This window comes from Streptomyces sp. NBC_00669 (assembly GCF_036226785.1).
In the GTDB taxonomy this organism is placed as follows: domain Bacteria; phylum Actinomycetota; class Actinomycetes; order Streptomycetales; family Streptomycetaceae; genus Actinacidiphila.
This window is the reverse complement of the sequence record NZ_CP109018.1, coordinates 1149827-1168198: the sequence shown is the minus strand read 5'-3', so window position 1 is coordinate 1168198 and position 18372 is coordinate 1149827. Positions and strand designations below refer to the sequence as shown.

General features: G+C 73.7%; 13 protein-coding genes. 8 read left to right on the top strand and 5 right to left on the bottom strand.

The window, feature by feature from the left end; all coding sequences use genetic code 11:
• Nucleotides 1-57: 57 nt before the first annotated feature.
• Entirely contained in the window at nucleotides 58-1608 is a 1551-nt protein-coding gene (locus OG896_RS04590; protein WP_329362613.1) for an APC family permease, read from the bottom strand.
• A 105-nt stretch (nucleotides 1609-1713) separates the two neighbouring features.
• Complete coding sequence (locus tag OG896_RS04585) at nucleotides 1714-2670, bottom strand: hypothetical protein (protein WP_329362612.1); 957 nt, start codon at nucleotides 2668-2670, stop codon at nucleotides 1714-1716.
• Nucleotides 2671-2951: 281 nt separating this feature from the next.
• Here OG896_RS04585 and OG896_RS04580 point away from each other — a divergent pair, with 281 nt between their 5' ends.
• Together OG896_RS04580 and OG896_RS04575 are read left to right on the top strand one after the other, a co-directional pair.
• The gene (locus OG896_RS04580) at nucleotides 2952-4568 is read left to right on the top strand and encodes a hypothetical protein (RefSeq protein ID WP_329362610.1); all 1617 of its coding nucleotides are present in this window, start codon (nucleotides 2952-2954) and stop codon (nucleotides 4566-4568) included.
• A gap of 434 nt (nucleotides 4569-5002) precedes the next feature.
• A complete protein-coding gene (locus tag OG896_RS04575) occupies nucleotides 5003-6460 on the top strand; it encodes an MFS transporter (RefSeq protein ID WP_329362608.1) in 1458 nt (485 codons plus the stop codon).
• A gap of 129 nt (nucleotides 6461-6589) precedes the next feature.
• Here the strand turns inward: OG896_RS04575 and OG896_RS04570 are convergent, their stop codons facing one another.
• Nucleotides 6590-7030, bottom strand: a complete 441-nt coding sequence (locus tag OG896_RS04570) for a nitroreductase family deazaflavin-dependent oxidoreductase (protein ID WP_329362606.1) — start codon at nucleotides 7028-7030, stop codon at nucleotides 6590-6592.
• Nucleotides 7031-7227: 197 nt separating this feature from the next.
• Here OG896_RS04570 and OG896_RS04565 point away from each other — a divergent pair, with 197 nt between their 5' ends.
• The 4 genes from OG896_RS04565 (at nucleotide 7228) to OG896_RS04550 (ending at nucleotide 13605) form a co-directional block, all read left to right on the top strand.
• The gene (locus OG896_RS04565) at nucleotides 7228-8424 is read left to right on the top strand and encodes a CaiB/BaiF CoA transferase family protein (RefSeq protein WP_329373703.1); all 1197 of its coding nucleotides are present in this window, start codon (nucleotides 7228-7230) and stop codon (nucleotides 8422-8424) included.
• Nucleotides 8425-8482: 58 nt separating this feature from the next.
• A complete protein-coding gene (locus OG896_RS04560; RefSeq protein ID WP_328472063.1) occupies nucleotides 8483-9697 on the top strand; it encodes an acetyl-CoA C-acetyltransferase in 1215 nt (404 codons plus the stop codon).
• Between the two features lie 115 nt (nucleotides 9698-9812).
• Nucleotides 9813-11993, top strand: a complete 2181-nt coding sequence (locus OG896_RS04555) for a 3-hydroxyacyl-CoA dehydrogenase NAD-binding domain-containing protein (RefSeq protein WP_329362603.1) — start codon at nucleotides 9813-9815, stop codon at nucleotides 11991-11993.
• 187 nt (nucleotides 11994-12180) lie between these two features.
• A complete protein-coding gene (locus OG896_RS04550) occupies nucleotides 12181-13605 on the top strand; it encodes a M1 family metallopeptidase (protein WP_329362601.1) in 1425 nt (474 codons plus the stop codon).
• A 48-nt stretch (nucleotides 13606-13653) separates the two neighbouring features.
• On the opposite strand, the gene OG896_RS04545 is transcribed toward OG896_RS04550, so the two are convergent.
• Together OG896_RS04545 and OG896_RS04540 are read right to left on the bottom strand one after the other, a co-directional pair.
• Entirely contained in the window at nucleotides 13654-14130 is a 477-nt protein-coding gene (locus OG896_RS04545) for a macro domain-containing protein (RefSeq protein WP_329362598.1), read from the bottom strand.
• Nucleotides 14131-14230: 100 nt separating this feature from the next.
• Nucleotides 14231-15343, bottom strand: a complete 1113-nt coding sequence (locus OG896_RS04540; protein WP_329362596.1) for a fatty acid desaturase family protein — start codon at nucleotides 15341-15343, stop codon at nucleotides 14231-14233.
• 197 nt (nucleotides 15344-15540) lie between these two features.
• On the opposite strand from OG896_RS04540, the gene OG896_RS04535 reads away from it, so the two are divergent.
• A complete protein-coding gene (locus OG896_RS04535) occupies nucleotides 15541-15732 on the top strand; it encodes a hypothetical protein (protein WP_329362594.1) in 192 nt (63 codons plus the stop codon).
• Between the two features lie 153 nt (nucleotides 15733-15885).
• On the top strand, nucleotides 15886-18357 hold the full coding sequence (locus OG896_RS04530; protein ID WP_329362592.1) for a Tex family protein: 2472 nt from the start codon (nucleotides 15886-15888) through the stop codon (nucleotides 18355-18357).
• Nucleotides 18358-18372 lie beyond the last annotated feature (15 nt).

The following is an 18372-nucleotide window of genomic DNA, read 5'->3' as shown; positions in this document are numbered from 1 at the left end:
GGCGGAACCGGGTCCGGGCCGAGGCCGTGGCGGGCCAGGACCAGCGTCGGGGAAGGGTCAGGCGGTGCCTTCCGCCGAACCCGCGGCCGCGGCCGCCTTCTCCAGCTGGAACGCCTCGTTGCCCTTGCCGATCCTGGCGTGCACCTCCGGCCGCCGGGCCCGCAGCACCGCGCCGTAGACCAGGCCGATCACCGCGGCCAGCGCGATGATGCCCGGCAGAATCCAGCGCAGCCCGTGGCCCGGGTTGGCGCCGAGCAGCACCGCGAAGTCCTTCACCGAGTAGACGAAGATGACCAGCAGCCCGATCGCGGCGAGGCCCGAGGTCACCAGCCGCCAGCCCTGCACCGCGGCCGCGCCGCGCTTCACGAAGAAGACGATCACGGCGACGGCCGCCGTCGCCATCAGCAGCACCACGCCCAGCGCGCCGACGTTGCCCGCCCAGGTGAACAGCCGCAGCACCGGCGCCGTCGGGTCCGGGCCCTGCGGCCCGAACTTGCCGTGGTCGGTCACCGCGAAGAGCACCACGACGACCAGCGCCACCACCGACTGGAGGAACGACCCGACCGCGGGGGCGCCGCTGGACTTCGAGGTCCGGCCGACCGCCGGGGGCAGCAGGCCGTCGCGGCCCATCGCGAACGCGTAGCGGGCCACCACGTTGTGGAAGCTCAGCATCGACGCGAAGATGCCGGTGATGAAGAAGACGTTCAGCGTGTCGGTGAACGCCCCGCCGAGCCGGCCCTGGTTGAGCGCGAAGATCAGGTTCGCCGACTGCTCCTGCGACTGCCCGACCACGTGCGAGGGGCCGGTCGCCACGGTGATCGCCCAGGAGCTGAACGCGAAGAAGAGAGTGGCGAAGCCGATCGCCAGGAACATCACCTTCGACACCACGCGCTGCGGCTCGCTGGTCTCCTCGGCGTAGACCGGCGCCTGCTCGAAGCCGACGAAGCCGGCGATCACGAAGCACAGCGCGGTGCCGAGCCCGGCCCCGCTCAGCGTGCTGGGGTTGAACGCGTGCATCGACACGCCCTGCGGCCCCGGGTCGCCCAGGAAGCTGAAGTCGAAGACCAGCGTCAGCAGGGTCTCCACGATCAGCAGCACGCCCAGCGTCCTGGCGTTCAGGTCGATCTTCAGCGCGCCGAAGACCGCGGTGATCACCACGCCGCACAACGCCGGTATCCACCAGGACACGTTGTGGTGCCAGTGCTGGAAGATCTGCCCGGATATCTCGAAGCCGAAGATCCCGTAGGTGCCGACCTGCATGATGCTGTACGCGAACAGCGCCACGTAGGAGGCACCCGCGCCCATGGTGCTGCCCAGGCCGCGCGAGATGTACGCGTACAGGGCGCCCGCGTTGTGCACGTGGCGGCTCATCTCCGCGTAGCCGAAGCTGAACAGGGCCAGCACGACACCGACGATCACGAACAGCAGCGGCACCCCGATGATGCCCATGGTGCCGAAGGTGGTCGGAATGACACCCGCCACCACCATCAGCGGCGCGGTCGCGGCGAGCACCGACAGCAGCAGTGCGGGTGCGCCGATCCGGTCCGCGCGCAACGCGCGTTGCTCGCCCTTGAACGTGCTGATCTCGTTGGTACTACCCGTCAGCATGGCCGCGGTTCCTTCCGGTGCAAGGTGGGAGGTACGGGAGGTACGGGTGGAGCAGGGTCTGTCGGGGGGAGTTCGGGGGGGAGTTGGTGGGGAGTTCGGGGGGAGTCACGACGAACCGAAACCGAGCGCGTAGTTGCGCGCGGCGCGGAACGCCTTCTTCGGGTCGCGGTCCGGATACGACCAGGGCACGCGGGTCGCGTCCGCGCCGATCCGGTTGAACAGCGCTGCCGCGGCCACCGTGTCGCCGGAGTGGAACTTGCCGTACGCCAGGTGGTTGAGGTCGACCGGCAGCCGCGGGTACGGCACGCGGTCCCAGTCCAGCCACCAGTCGAAGCCCGCCCGCACGCTGTTGCGGGCCCGCGCGCTGGTCCAGTACGGCAGCCGGGCCGGGTCGGACGGCAGCGCGCCGGACGCCGCCAGCGCGCGGTACCGCTCCACGAGCGCGACCAGCGGCAACGCGGACAGCGGCGAGGTGCGCCCGGCCTCGCCGGCCGCCCACTCCGCGAACTCGTACACCTCGTGGAACGGGTCGTCCCCGTCGGTCTTCTGGCGCTCGGCGAGGCACTGCGTCATCAGGTGGTGCGCGTGGTGGTGGCCGCGGTGCCGGCCGCGCACCTGGTCGAAGGCGCGCACCTGCTCGTCGTCGCTGCCGGTGCGCCGGGCCAGGACCAGCAGGAACAGCCAGGGCGTCGGGTCGGTCGGCGCCATCCGCGCCACGCGCAGGCACAACTCCCGTGCGTCCTCGGGCTTCTGCTTGCCTCTGATGGCCCGGAAGACGGCCGCGGCGGCGGCCAGTGCCGCGGCGTCCGCGCTCTCCGGCTCGGCGAGCCGCCACTCCTCGGCCCACGCGGCGGAGGACTTGCCCTCGCCGAGGACCACCAGGCGGTGCCCGCGCGAGTCCCAGTCGTCACCGGTGGAAGCCAGCAGCGCGCGGACGTCTGTCCAGCGGCCCTGGGTGAGAGCGGCGCGGGCGGCGACCAGCTCCTCGTCGCCGAAAGCGGGATCGAAGGTGACGTCGTCCTTGCCTCGCCTGAAGCGGAAGGGTGGGGGCGGTGGGGTCATCCGCGGGCAGCCCTCCACGGCGCACGTGACGTCCAGTGATCGCGAACAGCCAATCGGTATGCGCCGGTTCAGGACAAGACCGGACCTGTTGTCTCGGTGTAGTCCCGTATTGTTGCCGGGGTTTGGGAACCGGATTCGGACCCGGGACGTCCGGGTAGGCCGGTCGCCGACAGGTGTGGGACACGGCATAGTTGACATTCGAAAACCTGATCGTCGCGCGCGGGCGCCGCGCGATGAGACGGGTGAGTCCAGTGGGGACCAGGTGAATGGACGAAAGTAACGTGGCAAGAGAGGGTACGCCCGCCGCGTCCACGCATCCACTGGCCTATGTGCGACGCCGGCACGGCTGGAGCTACCAGGACCTGGCGCGGGTGATCGCGGACCACGCGCGGGTGCTCGGCGTACCGATGGCCGCGCGGCGCGAGAAGGTGTGGCGGTGGGAGCACTGGGGCGTGGTGCCCGAGGCCGACAGCCAGCGCGCCCTCGCCCGCGCGCTGGGCATCGCCCCGCGCGAGCTCGAACTGCACCCGTGGCCGCGCTGGTTGCCCGCGCACACCGGGATGCCGGACGGCCTGCCCTGGGACGTGGACGGCAGTTGCGCCGCCCTCGACGCGCTCCTGGACGACGCGGCGGACGACTCCCGCGGCTTCCCGATCGCGGAGGGCATCGGGCTGCGGAACGCGATCGCCGACTGGGACACGGCCGTCGCCGCGCCCTGCGTACCCCCCTCATCACCGTCAGATCCCGTCCCGGACAAAGCATTTCCCGCTGCCGGCGGGCCGGGCGCGCCCATGCGGAGCGCGGGGCCGCGCGGCTCCGCCCTTCGCGGGGGACGAACCGGCCCTGACACGCGGGCGGTTCCCGGTGCGTGGCCCGGTCCCGACGTACGGGCCGTTCCCGGTGCGCGGACCGGTCCTCGCTCCGCCGGCCCCGCGAGCCGGGTGGCCGTATGGCCGGTCGGGCCGGGACGCGGCGCTCAGCCGGCGCCCCCGGGCCCGGCGCCCGGATCTGCCCGGCGCGCGCGGGTGCCCGAGCAGGTGGGAGCCCCCGGGACCGTCGACAGCGGGGTGCTGGACTGGCTGGAAGCCGGTGCGCTCGGGCTGCGGCGGCTGGACGACCGGCTCGGCGGCTCGGCCGTACGGCATCGGGTCGAGGCCGATCTGCGGCTGGTCCGCGGGCTGTTGGAGCGGCAGCCGCAGAGCCCCGCCATCGAGCGGCGCCTGCTGCGGGTCGCCGCCGACCTCGCCCAGCTCGGCGGCTGGGCGGCCACCGACGGGGGCCGGTACGGCGCCGCCCAGCGCCACTACCTGACCGGGCTGCGGCTCGCCCACGCCGCAGGGGACCGCCCGCTCGCGGTCGCCCTGTGGGGCGGCCTCGCGCTCCAGGCCGTCATCACCGGGCATCCGCAGGACGCGGTCGCCGCGTCCGAGGCGGCGGTCCGCGCCGCGGGCGGCACCCCTTCGGCGGTCCGCGCGCTGGCCGCGATCCGGCTGGCCCGCGCGCACGCCGCGCTCGGCGCCGAGGGCGCCTTCCGGCGGGCCGCCGCCGAGGCCGAACGCCGCCTGGACGCCGCCGAGAGCGAGTCCGCCCCGCCCTGGCTGTACGGGTTCGACACCGCCGAACTCGCCGCCCAGCAGGGCCTGGCGCTGCTCGACCTCGGCCTGCCCTACGAGGCCCGCCCGCTGCTGGAGCAGGCCCTGGCGATGCAGGACCCCTGCTTCGTCCGCGACCGCGCGCTGTACTCGGCGCGCACCGCCCAGGCCCGCGCCCTGACCGGTGACCACGACGCCGCGCGCTCCCTCGCCCGCGACGCGGCCCGGCTCGCCCGCCACTGCACGACCCCGAGGCTCACGCAGGCGCTCGACGCGCTCACGCCCCTGCTCACCAGCCCGCGCTGACGGTGCGTCCGCCCGGCTGACGGTTCGGCCGGCTCGCTGACGGCGCGGCCGGCCGCGTCATGGCCAAGCGGTCGAGGCGCGGGCACCCCATCGGGCGCGGCGCGGCCGCGTTGTGCCGGTGTACGGCCCGTTCCCGACGTCGTCCGGCCGTGTCGTGCCGGTGTACGGCCCGTTCCCGACGTCGTCCGGCCGCGTCGCCTCGGTGCGTCGCCCCGGTCGTGCCGCGCGGGTCATGACGGCGTGTCCGATACCGGCCGTCGCAAGTACCTAACCGTGACTGATTCGGCCGACCGGCTCGCTCCGTACCGTCTTGACCTGCAAGGACAACGCGCAAGCGACTCGGCTCCCAGGAGCCGGGGACGCGTCCCGCGATCCGGCCGGTCCGTGGTCCCCCACGGTCCGGCGGTCCCGCAGACAAGAACAGGAGCACCGTCATGGCCTCGGCCTCCTCCACCCTCAGCCCCTCCGTGCCCCACCGCCCCGCCGCGGACTCGGGCCGGTCCGGGCTGGGCCTCATGGTCCTGCTGGCCGCGACCTTCATGGCGGCCCTGGACATCTTCATCGTCAACGTGGCGATCCCCGCCATGCAGAGCGACCTGCACGCCGGAGCCGCCTCGATCCAGTGGGTGGTCGCGGGCTTCGGGCTGGCCGTCGCGACCGGCCTGATCACGGCCGGCCGGCTGGGCGACATCTTCGGCCGCCGCCGGGTGTTCGCTGTCGGGCTGGCCTTGTTCACCGTCACCTCGGCGGCGTGCGGTGTGGCGCCGACCGCCGACACCCTGATCACCGCCCGCGTCCTGCAAGGCTTGTCGGCGGCGCTGATGGGCCCCCAGGTGCTCGCGATCCTCCAGTCCGCCTACACCGGCAAGGCGCAGGCCCGCGCGTTCGGCATGTACGGCATGACGATGGGCGTCGGCGCCGTCTTCGGGCAGCTCATCGGGGGTCTGCTGATCAAGGCGGACGTGCTCGGCCTGGGCTGGCGCGCCTGCTTCCTGATCAACGTGCCGGTCGGGCTGGCCGCCCTGGTGCTCGCGCCCAGGGCGCTGGCCGAGTCGCGCGCTGCACGCCGGCCGCGGCTGGACAACACCGGTGTGGCGCTGTCGACCGCGGCCGTGGTCGCCCTGGTCCTGCCGCTGATCCAGGGCCGCGCGCAGGGCTGGCCGCTGTGGACCTGGCTCAGCCTGGCCGGCTCGGCGATACTCGGCGCCGCGTTCGTCGCGCACCAGAGCCGGCTGGGCCGGGCGGGCGGCGACCCGGTACTGAACACCGCGCTGTTCCGCGAGCGCGGGTTCGCGTGGGGCGCCCTGGCGCAGTTGGTCTTCTGGACCGGGCAGGGCTCGTTCTTCCTCGTCCTCGCCCTCTACCTCCAGGCCGGCCGCGGCCTCGGCGCGCTGGAGTCCGGCACCGTGTTCCTGTCCATCGGCGGCGGTTATCTGATCACCTCCACCACCGCGCACCGCATCGCGGCCCGCATGGGCGCCGCCACGGTTCCGGTCGGCGCGCTGCTGATGGCCGTCGGGCTGGGCGGGCTGTGGGACGCGGTGCACGCCTCGGGCACCACCGGCAGCCTGTGGGAGCTGGTGCCGGGCCTGGCCGTGGACGGTATCGGGATGGGCATGGTGATCGCGCCGCTCACCCACACGGCGCTGGGCACGGTCCGGGAGGACCTGGTCGGGTCGGCGTCCGGAGTGGTGGCGACCATCCAGCAGATCGGCGGCGCCCTCGGCATCGCGCTGATCGGCATCATCTTCTACGGCGCGACCGGCGACGGGGCTCCGGCCCGCTACCCGCACGCCTTCGGGCTCGGCCTGATGTTCCTGCTGGCGCTCGAAGTGGTGCTCGCGGCACTGACCGCGTCGCTCGCCGCCCGCGGCAGGAAGCACGGGAAGTAGTCGCCGGGGCGCGCGGGGCCGGGCCGTCCGTACGGGGTCGGGGAGCAAAGGAGTAAGGGGCATCCTCCAGGGAGGGTGCCCCTTACTCGTCCTACTCGGCGCGTTACTTGTCGCGCGGAGGCGGCCCGGTCAGACCCGGCGCAGGCGGACCACCGGGATGTCCCGCTCGGTCTTCTCCTGGTACTCCTGGTACGGCGGGTAGACCTCCACCAGATGCGGCCACACCCGCGCCTTCTCCTGCGGCGAGAGCACCTCGGCCCGCGCGGCGAAGCGCTCGGTGCCCACCCGCAAGTGCACCTCGGGGTTGTCCCGCACGCTCAGGAACCACACCGGGTGCTCGTCGGAACCGCCCTTCGACGCGACGATCAGATAGTCCTCCCCATCGCGCCCGTAGATCAGCACCGTCCGGTGCCAGACGCCGCTGCGGCGCCCGAGGTAGTCGATGAGCAGGCAGGGCGAGCCGTTCATGTCGGTGCCCTCCGTGCCGTTGGAGGACTCGTACCGCTCGGCCTGTTCGGCCACCCACGTCGACGGGCTGATCTTCACGTTGTTCGGGTCGTACGCGCTCATCGGCAACGCTCCATCGCAAAGGGTCGTGGAAGTGACGTTCAAGCGTAGGTACATCTGCCCACCGGGTCGCCACGCGACCCGCTGAGCGAGCGCTCAGTCAGCCCTTGCCAAAACTGGAACACGTTCCTACCATCGCGGAAGTGACACGAGAACCGTCGAACCCGGCCGCCGGCTCCCCACCCGGCCCGCTGGCGGGAGTGCGCGTCGTCGAACTCGCCGGCATCGGGCCCGGTCCGTTCGCCGCCATGCTCCTCGCCGACCTGGGCGCCGACGTCGTGCGCGTCGACCGCCCCGGCGGCCAGGGCCTGGGCGTCGACCCCGCCCACGACGTCACCAACCGCAACAAGCGCTCCGTCCTGGTGGACCTCAAGGCCGCCACCGGCCCGCCCGCCGTCCTCGACCTCGTCGCCCGGGCCGACATCCTCATCGAGGGCTACCGCCCCGGCGTCGCCGAGCGCCTGGGCGTCGGCCCGGAGCCCTGCCTGGCCCGCAACCCCCGTCTGGTCTACGGCCGGATGACCGGCTGGGGCCAGGACGGCCCGCTCGCGCACACCGCGGGCCACGACATCGCCTACATCGCGGTGACCGGCGCCCTCGACCTGGCAGGCGCCCCCGACCGACCACCCGCCCCCACCGCCAACCTCCTCGGCGACTACGCGGGCGGCTCCCTCTACCTCGTCACCGGGGTGCTCGCCGCCCTCCACCACGCCCGCGCCCACGGCCGCGGCCAGGTCGTGGACGCGGCCATCGTGGACGGCACCGCACACCTGACCGCGATGCTCCACGGCATGCGCTCCGCCGGCGCCTGGCAGGACCGGCGCGGCTCCAACCTGCTGGACGGCAGCGCCCCCTTCTACGGCGTCTACGCCACGGCGGACGGCGGCCACATGGCGGTCGGCGCCTTGGAGCAGCGCTTCTACGACGAGTTCACCGCGCTGCTCGGCCTGCCCGCCGAGGCCGCGGCCCTGCGCACCGACCCCGCCCGCTGGCCGGAACTGCGCGAGGCCGTCGCCGCCCGGTTCCGTACCCGCACCCGCGAGCAGTGGGCCGGCGTCTTCGACGGCACCGACGCCTGCGTCGCGCCCGTACTGCCGCTCGGCGAGGCCCACGACCACCCGCACCTCGCGGCCCGGGGCACCCTGGCGGCGTACGAGGGCGTGGTGCAACCCGCTCCCGCGCCGCGCTTCTCCGCCACCCCGGCCGCGCTGCGCCGCCCGCCCGCGCTTCCGGGCGCGCACACCGCGGAGGTGGCCCGGGACTGGGAATCCCCCGCCCTGATAGCCGCCGACCCCGCGCCCGCCGCAGGCTCCGTAGCTGCCGCCGGCTCCGTACCCGCCGTCAACACCGCGCCCGCTTCCGACGACTCCGGACCAGCCGGCGATCCCTCCGGCTGACCAGGTCCGACGCACCCAGCGCCACCCCACCCGCGAACCCTCACCGAAAGGCACGACGTTGAGCACCGACGCCTACGTCTACGACGCCGTACGCACCCCGCGCGGGCGCGGAAAGGCCAACGGCTCCCTGCACGGCACCAAGCCGATCGACCTCGTCGTCGGCCTCATCCACGAACTGCGCCGCCGCTTCCCGAACCTGGACCCCGCGGCCATCGACGACATCGTGCTCGGCGTGGTCAGCCCGATCGGCGACCAGGGTTCGGACATCGCCCGGATCGCCGCCATTGCCGCGGGCCTGCCCGACACCGTCGCCGGCGTGCAGGAGAACCGCTTCTGCGCCTCCGGCCTCGAAGCGGTCAACCTCGCGGCGGCCAAGGTCCGTTCGGGCTGGGAGGACCTGGTGCTGGCCGGCGGCGTGGAGTCGATGTCCCGCGTTGCCATGGGCTCCGACGGCGGCGCCTGGGCCATGGACCCGATGACGTCGTTCGAGACCGGGTTCGTGCCCCAGGGCATCGGTGCCGACCTGATCGCCACCATCGGCGGCTGGAGCAGGCACGACGTCGACACGTACGCGTCCTTGTCGCAGGAGCGCGCCGCCGAGGCGTGGAAGGAGGGTCGCTTCGACCGCTCCGTCGTCCCGGTCGTGGACCGCGCGGGCCTGACCGTCCTGGACCGCGACGAGCACATGCGGCCGGGCACCACCCCCGAGTCGCTGGCCGCCCTCAAGCCGTCCTTCGCCACCATCGGCGACGCCGGCGGCTTCGACGCGGTCGCGCTCCAGAAGTACCACTGGGTGGAGCGGATCGACCACGTCCACCACGCCGGCAACTCCTCCGGCATCGTGGACGGCGCGGCGCTGGTCGCCATCGGGAACCGCGAGGTCGGCGAGCGCTACGGCCTCACCCCGCGCGCCCGCATCCTGTCCGCGGCCGTCTCCGGTTCCGAGCCGACCATCATGCTCACCGGCCCCGCGCCCGCCTCCCGCAAGGCGCTGGCCAAGGCCGGGCTGAGCGTCGGCGACATCGACCTGATCGAGATGAACGAGGCGTTCGCGGCGGTCGTGCTGCGCTTCGCCGCCGACCTCGGCGTCAGCATCGACAAGGTCAACGTCAACGGCGGCGCCATCGCGCTCGGCCACCCGCTCGGCGCGACCGGCGCGATGATCCTGGGCACCCTCATCGACGAACTGGAGCGCCGCGACCAGCGCTACGGCCTCGCCACCTTGTGCGTGGGCGGCGGCATGGGCGTCGCCACCGTCGTCGAACGCCTCTGACCCGGCCGCGCTCCCGCACCCCGCGGCCGCCCGTGCCCCGCACCACCGCGCACGGCCGTTCCACCCCTCGCCCGCACCTCGCCGGACCAACCGGACCAACGGAGCTTCGAAGACCATGAGCGAGTCCACCAACATCCGCTGGGAGCAGGACGCCGAGGGCGTCGTCACCCTCGTCCTCGACGACCCGGCGCAGTCCGCGAACACCATGAACGCGGCCTTCGCCGACTCCCTCGACGCCACCCTCGACCGCCTGGAGGCCGAACTCGACGGCATCCGCGGCGTGATCGTCACCTCCGCCAAGAAGACCTTCTTCGCCGGCGGCGACCTGCGCGACCTCATCCGCGCCACCCCCGAGACCGCCGAGAACGTCTTCGCCGGGTCCCTGCGCATCAAGCGCCGCCTGCGCCGCCTGGAGACCCTCGGCAAGCCCGTCGTCGCCGCGATCAACGGCGCGGCGCTCGGCGGCGGTTACGAGATCGCGCTCGCCTGCCACCACCGGGTCGCCCTGGACGCGCCCGGCAGCAAGATCGGCTGCCCGGAGGTCACCCTCGGGCTGCTGCCCGGCGGCGGGGGCGTGGTGCGCACCGTCCGGCTGCTCGGCATCGCCGACGCCCTGCTCAAGGTGCTGCTCCAGGGCCGCCAGTACACGCCGGAGCGCGCCCTGGCGGCCGGTCTGATCCACGAGGTGGCCACCGACCGCGACGACCTGCTCGCCCGCGCCCGCGCCTTCATCCTCGCCAACCCCGAGGCCCGGCAGCCCTGGGACGTGCCCGGCTACAAGATCCCCGGCGGCACCCCCAAGAGCCCCGCGTTCGCCGCGAACCTGCCCGCCTTCCCGGCGAACCTGAGCAAGCAGCTCGCCGGCGCCCCGTTCCCGGCGCCGCGCGCCATCCTGGCGGCCGCCGTCGAGAGCTCCCAGGTCGACATCGACACCGCCTTCACCATCGAGGCGCGCTACTTCACCGAACTCGCCTGCGGCCCCGTCTCGAAGAACATGATCCAGGCGTTCTTCTTCGACATGCAGGCCGTCAACTCCGGTGCCAGCCGCCCCAAGGACGTGCCTGCCCGCCAGGTCGCCAAGGTCGCGGTGCTGGGCGCCGGCATGATGGGCGCCGGCATCGCCTACTCCTGCGCGCGCGCCGGCATCGACGTCGTCCTCAAGGACGTCACCCAGGAGGCCGCCGAGCGCGGCAAGGCGTACTCCGCCGGGCTGCTGGACAAGGCGCTCGCCAAGGGCCGCACCACGCCGGAGAAGCGGGCGGCGCTGCTCGCCCGGATCACCCCGACCGCCGACCCGGCCGACCTCGCGGGCTGCGACGCCGTCATCGAGGCGGTCTTCGAGGACGCCGCCTTGAAGCACAAGGTGTTCCAGGAGATCCAGGACGTGGTCGCCCCGGACGCGCTGCTGTGCTCCAACACCTCCACCCTGCCGATCACCGCGCTCGCCGAAGGAGTCCGGCGGCAGTCCGACTTCGTCGGGCTGCACTTCTTCTCCCCGGTCGACAAGATGCCGCTGGTCGAGATCATCCGCGGCCGGGACACCGGCGACGAGGCGCTGGCCCGCGCGTTCGACCTGGTCCGGCAGATCCGCAAGACGCCGATCGTCGTCAACGACTCGCGCGGCTTCTTCACCTCCCGGGTGATCGGCCACTTCCTCAACGAGGGCGTCGCCATGGTCGGCGAGGGCATCCCGGCCGCCTCCGTGGAGCAGGCCGCCGCGCAGGCCGGCTACCCCGCGAAGGTGCTCTCCCTGGTGGACGAGCTGACGCTGACGCTGCCGCGCAAGATCCGGGCCGAGGCCCGCGCGGCGGTCGAGGCGGCCGGCGGCACCTGGCGCGTGCACCCGGCGGAGCAGGTGATCGACCGCATGGTCGACGAGTTCGACCGCACCGGGCGCGCCGGCGGCGCGGGCTTCTACGACTACGAGGACGGCCGCAGGACACGGCTGTGGCCGGGCCTCGCCGAGCACTTCGGGGCGGCGGAGCCCGCGACGGCGGCCGGGTCGTCGCTGCGCGACATGCAGGAGCGCATGCTCTTCGCGGAGTCCCTGGACACCGTACGGCTGCTCGAGGAGGGCGTCCTGACCTCCGTCGCCGACGCCAACATCGGCTCGGTGCTGGGCATCGGCTTCCCGGCCTGGACCGGGGGAGTGCTCCAGTACATCAACGGGTACGACGGCGGCGTCGCCGGGTTCACCGCCCGCGCCCGGGAGTTGGCCGCCGCGTACGGGGAGCAGTTCGAGCCGCCCGCGCTGCTGGTGGCCAAGGCCGAGCTCGGCGAGCGGTTCGCGGACTGACGCGTCCGCGAACGCCCGGTGTCCCGGGGCACCGGGCGGCACCCATGGCACCGGGAGGGTCGCGGTAAGCCCCGCTCTCCTGGTGCACGGGCCTTACGGCCTGCCTGGACCCAGGTCGTCAGGCCGGCGGCGCGCCACCGGCCGCCTGGGCACGGCTACCGGCCGGACACCTCGTACGCTGGCCGGCGTGCGCCTACGCCCGCCGCCGCGCGCGGTCCCGCTGCCGCTGCTCGCGGGCTGCCTGCTCGCCTGCTGCCTGTCCTGCACCGGCGGCGACCGGGCGGGCGGCCCCGACGCCGGCGCGCCGGGGGTCGGCGACCGGCTCTTCCCCGACGCGGGCAACGGCGGCTACCACGTCGGCCACTACACGCTCGACCTCGACTACGACCCCGCCTCCGGCCGGCTGCGCGGCACCGCCACCCTCACCGCCACCGCCGACCAGGACCTGTCCCGCTTCGACCTCGACCTGGCAGGGCTCGACGTCCGGCGCGTCACCGTCGACGGCACGAAGGCCCGCACCTCCCGCGCCGGCACCGAACTCCGGATCAGCCCCGCCCACCCCCCGCGGCGCGGCGCGCACTTCACCACGACCGTCGAGTACCAGGGCGTGCCCCGGCTGCTGACCGACCCGGACGGCTCCCACGAGGGCTGGTTCCGCACCGACGACGGCGCCCTCGCGCTGGGCGAACCCGTCGGCTCCATGGCCTGGTTCCCCGGCGACGACTACCCCTCCGACAAGGCCGCCTACGACATCACCGTCACGGTCCCGCACAACCTCACCGCGGTCTCCAACGGCGAACTCCTCACCACCCGACCCGCCTCCGGCGGCCGCACCGCCTACCACTGGCGCAGCGCCGCGCCAATGGCCACCTACCTCGCGACCGTCGCCATCGGGCACTTCGACGTCACCCGTTCGACGACACCGGACGGGCTGCCGCTGTACGTCGCGGTCGACCCGCGCTCCGACGACGCCGAGACCGCCGCGACGCTGGCCCGCATCCCCGAGATACTGCGCTGGGAGGAGGGCCTGTTCGGGCCCTACCCCTTCGCGTCGGCGGGCGCGATCGTCGACCACCTGCCGCGCGGGCGGGTCGGCTACGCGCTGGAGGCGCAGAACCGCCCGGTCTTCCCCGGCGACGGCCCGCCGCCCGCGGTCGACCCCGTCACGCTCGTGCACGAGCTGTCGCACCAGTGGTTCGGCGACTCCGTCACCCCCGCCGCCTGGCAGGACATGTGGCTCAACGAGGGCTTCGCCACCCTCACCGAGTGGCTGTGGCAGGAGCACGAGGGCGGCCCGTCCCTCGACGCGAGCGCCGCGGACGCCTTCGCCGACAGCGCCAACTGGGCCTTCCCGCCCGCCTCCCCGCCCGACGCGGCCGCGGTCTCCGCCGCCCCTGTCTACGGCCGCGGCGCCCTGGTGCTGTACGAACTGCGCCGCACGCTCGGGGCGTCCGCCTTCGACCGGCTGCTCAAGGCGTGGCCGGCCGCGCACCGCCACGGCAACGCGTCCACCGCCGACTTCACCGCGTTCTGCGCACGTTTCACCTCCCGGGACCTGCGACCGCTCTTCGCCACCTGGCTGTACGGCGCGGAGCGGCCCGCGCACCTGTGAGGCGCGCCCCCCGCCCCGTCGGCAACGGGCGATCCACGGCCCGGCCCGTCAGTCGTGGTCGTAGACCGTGACAGCGATTCCGCGCTCCACCAGCCGGGCGGTGACCAGCGGCTCGACCCGCTCCCACTTCCCGCCGGCCAGGCCGCACCCGATCCGCGGCATGTGCACCGACGCGCCCAGCTCCAGGGCCCGTTCGGCCAGGGACCCGAGCGCGGTGCCGATCGCCTCGTACCGCACCGGCACGCCCTTGCTGCCGGTGCGTATGCCGCGCTGGCCGACCATGTTGGCCACCCATGTGTACGTGCCGACCCGGACGAGCTGGACCCCGCCCAGACCGAAGTCGTTGCGCGCCCGCTCGCGGTGCCAGCGCCGGTAGGCCGTCTCGGGCTCCGGCCAGCGGCGCGAGACCGCCAGCACGAACCCCTTGCCCCAGCCGCCCTGGTCGTTGCAGACGTGCGCGATCACCTTGACGCCCTTGCCCTGTGGTGCGGTGGCGTCCCCCCGCACGTACACGATCTCCCCCATGCCTCCACGCTAGCCCCGGCCACCGACAACCGGCCACCGACAATCGGCCCGGCCACCGACGACCGGTCAGGGCGCAGCTCCCGGCGCGGTCCCGGCCCGCTCAGCGCAGCGGCTCGCCGACCGCGTGCATGTGGCTCAGCGCCTGCCGGTAGGAGTCGATCAGCCCGGTCTCGGTGTACGGGATGCCGAGGCGGGCGCAGTGCGCGCGGACCAGGGGCTGCGCCAGCCGCAGGTGCGGCCGCGGCAGGCTCGGCACGAGGTGGTGCTCCACCTGGTAGTTGAGGCCGCCGAGGAAGAAGTCGGTCACCGGGTTTCCGCGTACGTTGCGCGAGGTGAGTACCTGGCGGCGCAGGTGGCCCCAGCGCGAGCCCTCCTCGGGCATCGCCATCCCCTTGTGGTTGGGCGCGAACGCGCACCCCAGGTGCACCCCGAACAGCGCGTGGTGCAGGGCCGCGAACGCGATCGCCTGCGCCGGGGACAGCGCGGTCAGCAGCAGTGCCGCGTATCCCGCCAGGTGCGCGACCAGCAGGCCGCCCTCCACCAGCCGCTCCCGGCGGTCCAGCCGGCGCAGGTCCTGGAAGCTGGCGACCTTCAGCGCCAGCCCTTCGAGCAGCAGCATCGGAAAGAACAGCCACGCCTGGTACTTCGTCAGGAACCGTGCGAAGCCCTTCCGTTCGATCGCCTGCGCCCGTGTCCACACCAAGGCGCCCACCTCGACGTCCGGGTCCTTGCCGACGTGATTGGGGTTGGCGTGGTGCTTGTTGTGCTTGTCGGACCACCAGGCGGCGCCCATCCCCAGCAGCAGGTTGCCGTGCAGCAGCGCGATCACCCGGTTCGCCCGCCGGCCCGCCGCGATCTGCTGGTGCCCGGCGTCATGCCCGACGAAGCCGGTGCGGGCCGACAGCACCGCTACCGGCAGCGCCAGCGCGAGCACCCACCACGACCCGGTTCCGCCGACCAGGAAGACCGCCGCCCACACCGCGGCGAAGGCCAGCAGGTTCACCGTCAGCGACAGCGCGTAGTGCCCGCGCCTGCGCCGCAGCAGGCCGGCGTCCTTGATCTGCCGCAGCAGCGGGGCGAACTCGCTGCCCGGGGCCCGTTCCTGCGCGCGTGGGACGGCTGGCGTGGCGGTCGGCGCTGCGGCAGGCGCGACGGGCGCGGCAGGCGGCGGCACGGGCGGCGCGACGGCGAGAGTGCGGCTGGCAGGCGGCATGGGCGCTCCTCGGGCATGGTTCCGCACCGCGTGTGTGCCGCGGGCCGGAAAAGTCGGTGGGCGGCCTTCGTCGGCCGCACTCCTGACGCTAGGAACCGGCGCGGCCCGCGGCCATGGCGCCATCACCCGGCTTCCCCTGGGGCGGCCCCACGGAGAACCGGGGGATAACCCCACCCCGCTACTGCCAGGACGGCGCCGTGACCTCGCCCGACCACCCCGACCGGAGCAGTACCGCGGGCACCCATCCCGTTGCCGCGATCGTCCTCCTGGGCGCCCGCAAGGACCTGGTCGAGGCCCGCGCGTTGTGCGCCCGGCTCGGCTACCGCGAGATCGAGGCGTACACCGAAAGCCCTTACGCGGACCACTGGTTCGAGAAGAAGCCGACCTGAGCCGCGCGTCCTGCCCGCACCGGCCGGCCCGGGTGCCGTGGCGCGGCCGGACCGCGCGGGCGTTCGGGTGCACCTACCGCTCCTGGTGCGGCCAACGACGTCCACCGCCGCCCGGCGTCTACGATGCAAGACACACGCGGGGCGGTGCGCGGGATGCGCCGCCCGGCAGGCGAGCTTAGGAGCGAGATCATCAGCGGCAACGTGTCGGTGGAAGCCAGGATCGCCGAGGAGCTTGGCGTACGCGAAGGACAGGTCAGGTCGGCGGTCGACCTGCTGGACGGCGGTGCGACCGTGCCGTTCATCGCCCGCTACCGCAAGGAGGCGACCGGCACCCTGGACGACGCGCAGTTGCGCACCCTGGAGGAGCGGCTGCGCTACCTGCGGGAGTTGGACGAGCGCCGCACCGCCGTCCTGGAGTCCATCGACGCGCAGGGCAAGCTCGACGACGCGCTGCGCGCCCAGATCATGGCCGCCGACTCCAAGGCGCGCCTCGAGGACATCTACCTGCCCTACAAGCCCAAGCGGCGCACCAAGGCCCAGATCGCCCGCGAGGCCGGTCTCGAACCGCTTGCCGACGCTCTGCTTGCCGACCCCGGCCTCGACCCGCAGGCCGAGGCGGCCGGATACGTGTCCGCCGACAAGGGCGTCGAGGACGCGGCGGCGGCACTGGAGGGCGCCCGGGCCGTGCTGACCGAGCGCTTCTCGGAGGACGCCGACCTCGTCGGAGAACTGCGCACCCGGATGTGGAACCGCGGCCGGCTGGTCGCCAAGGTGCGCGACGGCAAGGAGGAGTCCGGCGCGAAGTTCGCCGACTACTTCGACTTCGGCGAGCCGTTCACCAAGCTGCCCTCCCACCGGGTGCTGGCGATGCTGCGCGGCGAGAAGGAGGAGGTCCTCGACCTCACCCTGGAGCCCGAGGAGCCCGCCGAGGGCCCGACCAGTTTCGAGCGGCGCATCTCCCAGCAGTTCGGGATCACCGACCGCGGCCGGCCCGCCGACCAGTGGCTCGCCGACACCGTCCGGTGGGCCTGGCGCACCCGCTTCCTGGTCCGGCTGGGCATCGACCTGCGGGTCCAGCTCCGGCAGCAGGCCGAGGACGAGGCCGTCCGGGTCTTCGCCGCCAACCTGCGCGACCTGCTGCTCGCCGCCCCCGCCGGCACCCGCGCCACCATGGGTCTCGACCCGGGCCTGCGCACCGGCGTCAAGGTCGCGGTGGTCGACGGCACCGGCAAGGTCGTCGCCACCGACACGATCTATCCGCACGCCCCCCGCAACCGCTGGGACGAGTCCCTGGCCGCACTCGCCCGGCTCGCCGCCGCCCACCGGGTGGACCTGATCGCGATCGGCAACGGCACCGCCTCCCGCGAGACCGACAAGCTCGCCGCCGACCTGATCAAGGCGCACCCGGATCTGAAGCTCACCAAGGCGGTCGTCTCCGAGGCCGGCGCCTCGGTCTACTCCGCCTCGGCGTACGCCTCGGCCGAACTGCCCGAGATGGACGTCTCGTTGCGCGGCGCGGTCTCCATCGCCCGCCGCCTCCAGGACCCGCTCGCCGAACTGGTCAAGATCGACCCGCGCTCCATCGGCGTCGGCCAGTACCAGCACGACCTGTCCGAGGTGAAGCTGTCGCGCTCCCTGGACGCGGTCGTCGAGGACTGCGTCAACGGCGTCGGTGTCGATGTGAACACCGCGTCCGTGCCGCTACTGCGCCGGGTGTCGGGCATCACCGAAGGCCTGGCCGGCAACATCGTCGCGCACCGTGACAGCAACGGCCCGTTCCGTACCCGCAAGGACCTCAAGGACGTCGCCAGGCTCGGCCCGAAGGCGTACGAGCAGTGCGCGGGCTTCCTGCGCATCCAGGGCGGCGACGACCCGCTGGACGCCTCCAGCGTGCACCCGGAGTCGTATCCGGTGGTGCGGCGGATCAGCGCGAGCGCGGGGACCGAGATCCCGGCGCTGATCGGCAACGGCGCGGTGCTGCGGGCCCTTCGGCCGCAGGAGTTCGTGGACGACTCGTTCGGCCTGCCGACCGTCACGGACATCCTCGCCGAGCTGGAGAAGCCCGGCCGCGACCCCCGCCCCGCCTTCAAGACCGCGACCTTCAAGGAGGGCGTGGAGGAGATGAAGGACCTGCGGCCGGGGATGCTGCTGGAGGGCGTGGTCACCAACGTGGCGGCGTTCGGCGCGTTCGTCGACGTCGGCGTCCACCAGGACGGCCTGGTGCACGTCTCCGCGCTGTCCGACTCCTACGTGTCCGACCCGCACGACGTCGTCAAGTCCGGTGACATCGTGCGCGTCAAGGTCCTCGACGTGGACCTGCCGCGCAAGCGGATCTCGCTGACGCTGCGGCTCCAGGACGAGGCGCGCCCGCGCGGCGGCGATCAGCGCGGTGGTGAACGGCAGGGCGGCGAGCGGCGCGGTGGGCCGCCGCGCCAGGGCGGTCGCGGCGGTCAGGGCGGCGGTCGCGGTGGCAACGGCGGCAATGGCGGTCAGGGCGGTCAGGGCGCCGGTCGGGGCGGCAACGGCGGCCAGGGCGGCGGGCGGCGCGGTGGCTCCGGTCAGCCCGCGCCGAGCGGTGCGATGGCCGACGCCCTGCGCCGGGCCGGCCTGACCGGCGGCAAGTAAGCTCCACGACCCAGG

Excerpts from the sequence above, each read along its gene's own strand:
- OG896_RS04540 (WP_329362596.1), bottom strand. The coding sequence starts at position 15,343 with ATGCCGCCTGCCAGCCGCACTCTCGCCGTCGCGCCGCCCGTGCCGCCG.
- OG896_RS04530 (WP_329362592.1), top strand. The coding sequence starts at position 15,886 with ATGCGCCGCCCGGCAGGCGAGCTTAGGAGCGAGATCATCAGCGGCAAC.
- OG896_RS04555 (WP_329362603.1), top strand. The coding sequence starts at position 9,813 with ATGAGCGAGTCCACCAACATCCGCTGGGAGCAGGACGCCGAGGGCGTC.
- OG896_RS04575 (WP_329362608.1), top strand. The coding sequence starts at position 5,003 with ATGGCCTCGGCCTCCTCCACCCTCAGCCCCTCCGTGCCCCACCGCCCC.
- OG896_RS04545 (WP_329362598.1), bottom strand. The coding sequence starts at position 14,130 with ATGGGGGAGATCGTGTACGTGCGGGGGGACGCCACCGCACCACAGGGC.
- OG896_RS04590 (WP_329362613.1), bottom strand. The coding sequence starts at position 1,608 with ATGCTGACGGGTAGTACCAACGAGATCAGCACGTTCAAGGGCGAGCAA.
- OG896_RS04585 (WP_329362612.1), bottom strand. The coding sequence starts at position 2,670 with ATGACCCCACCGCCCCCACCCTTCCGCTTCAGGCGAGGCAAGGACGAC.
- OG896_RS04570 (WP_329362606.1), bottom strand. The coding sequence starts at position 7,030 with ATGAGCGCGTACGACCCGAACAACGTGAAGATCAGCCCGTCGACGTGG.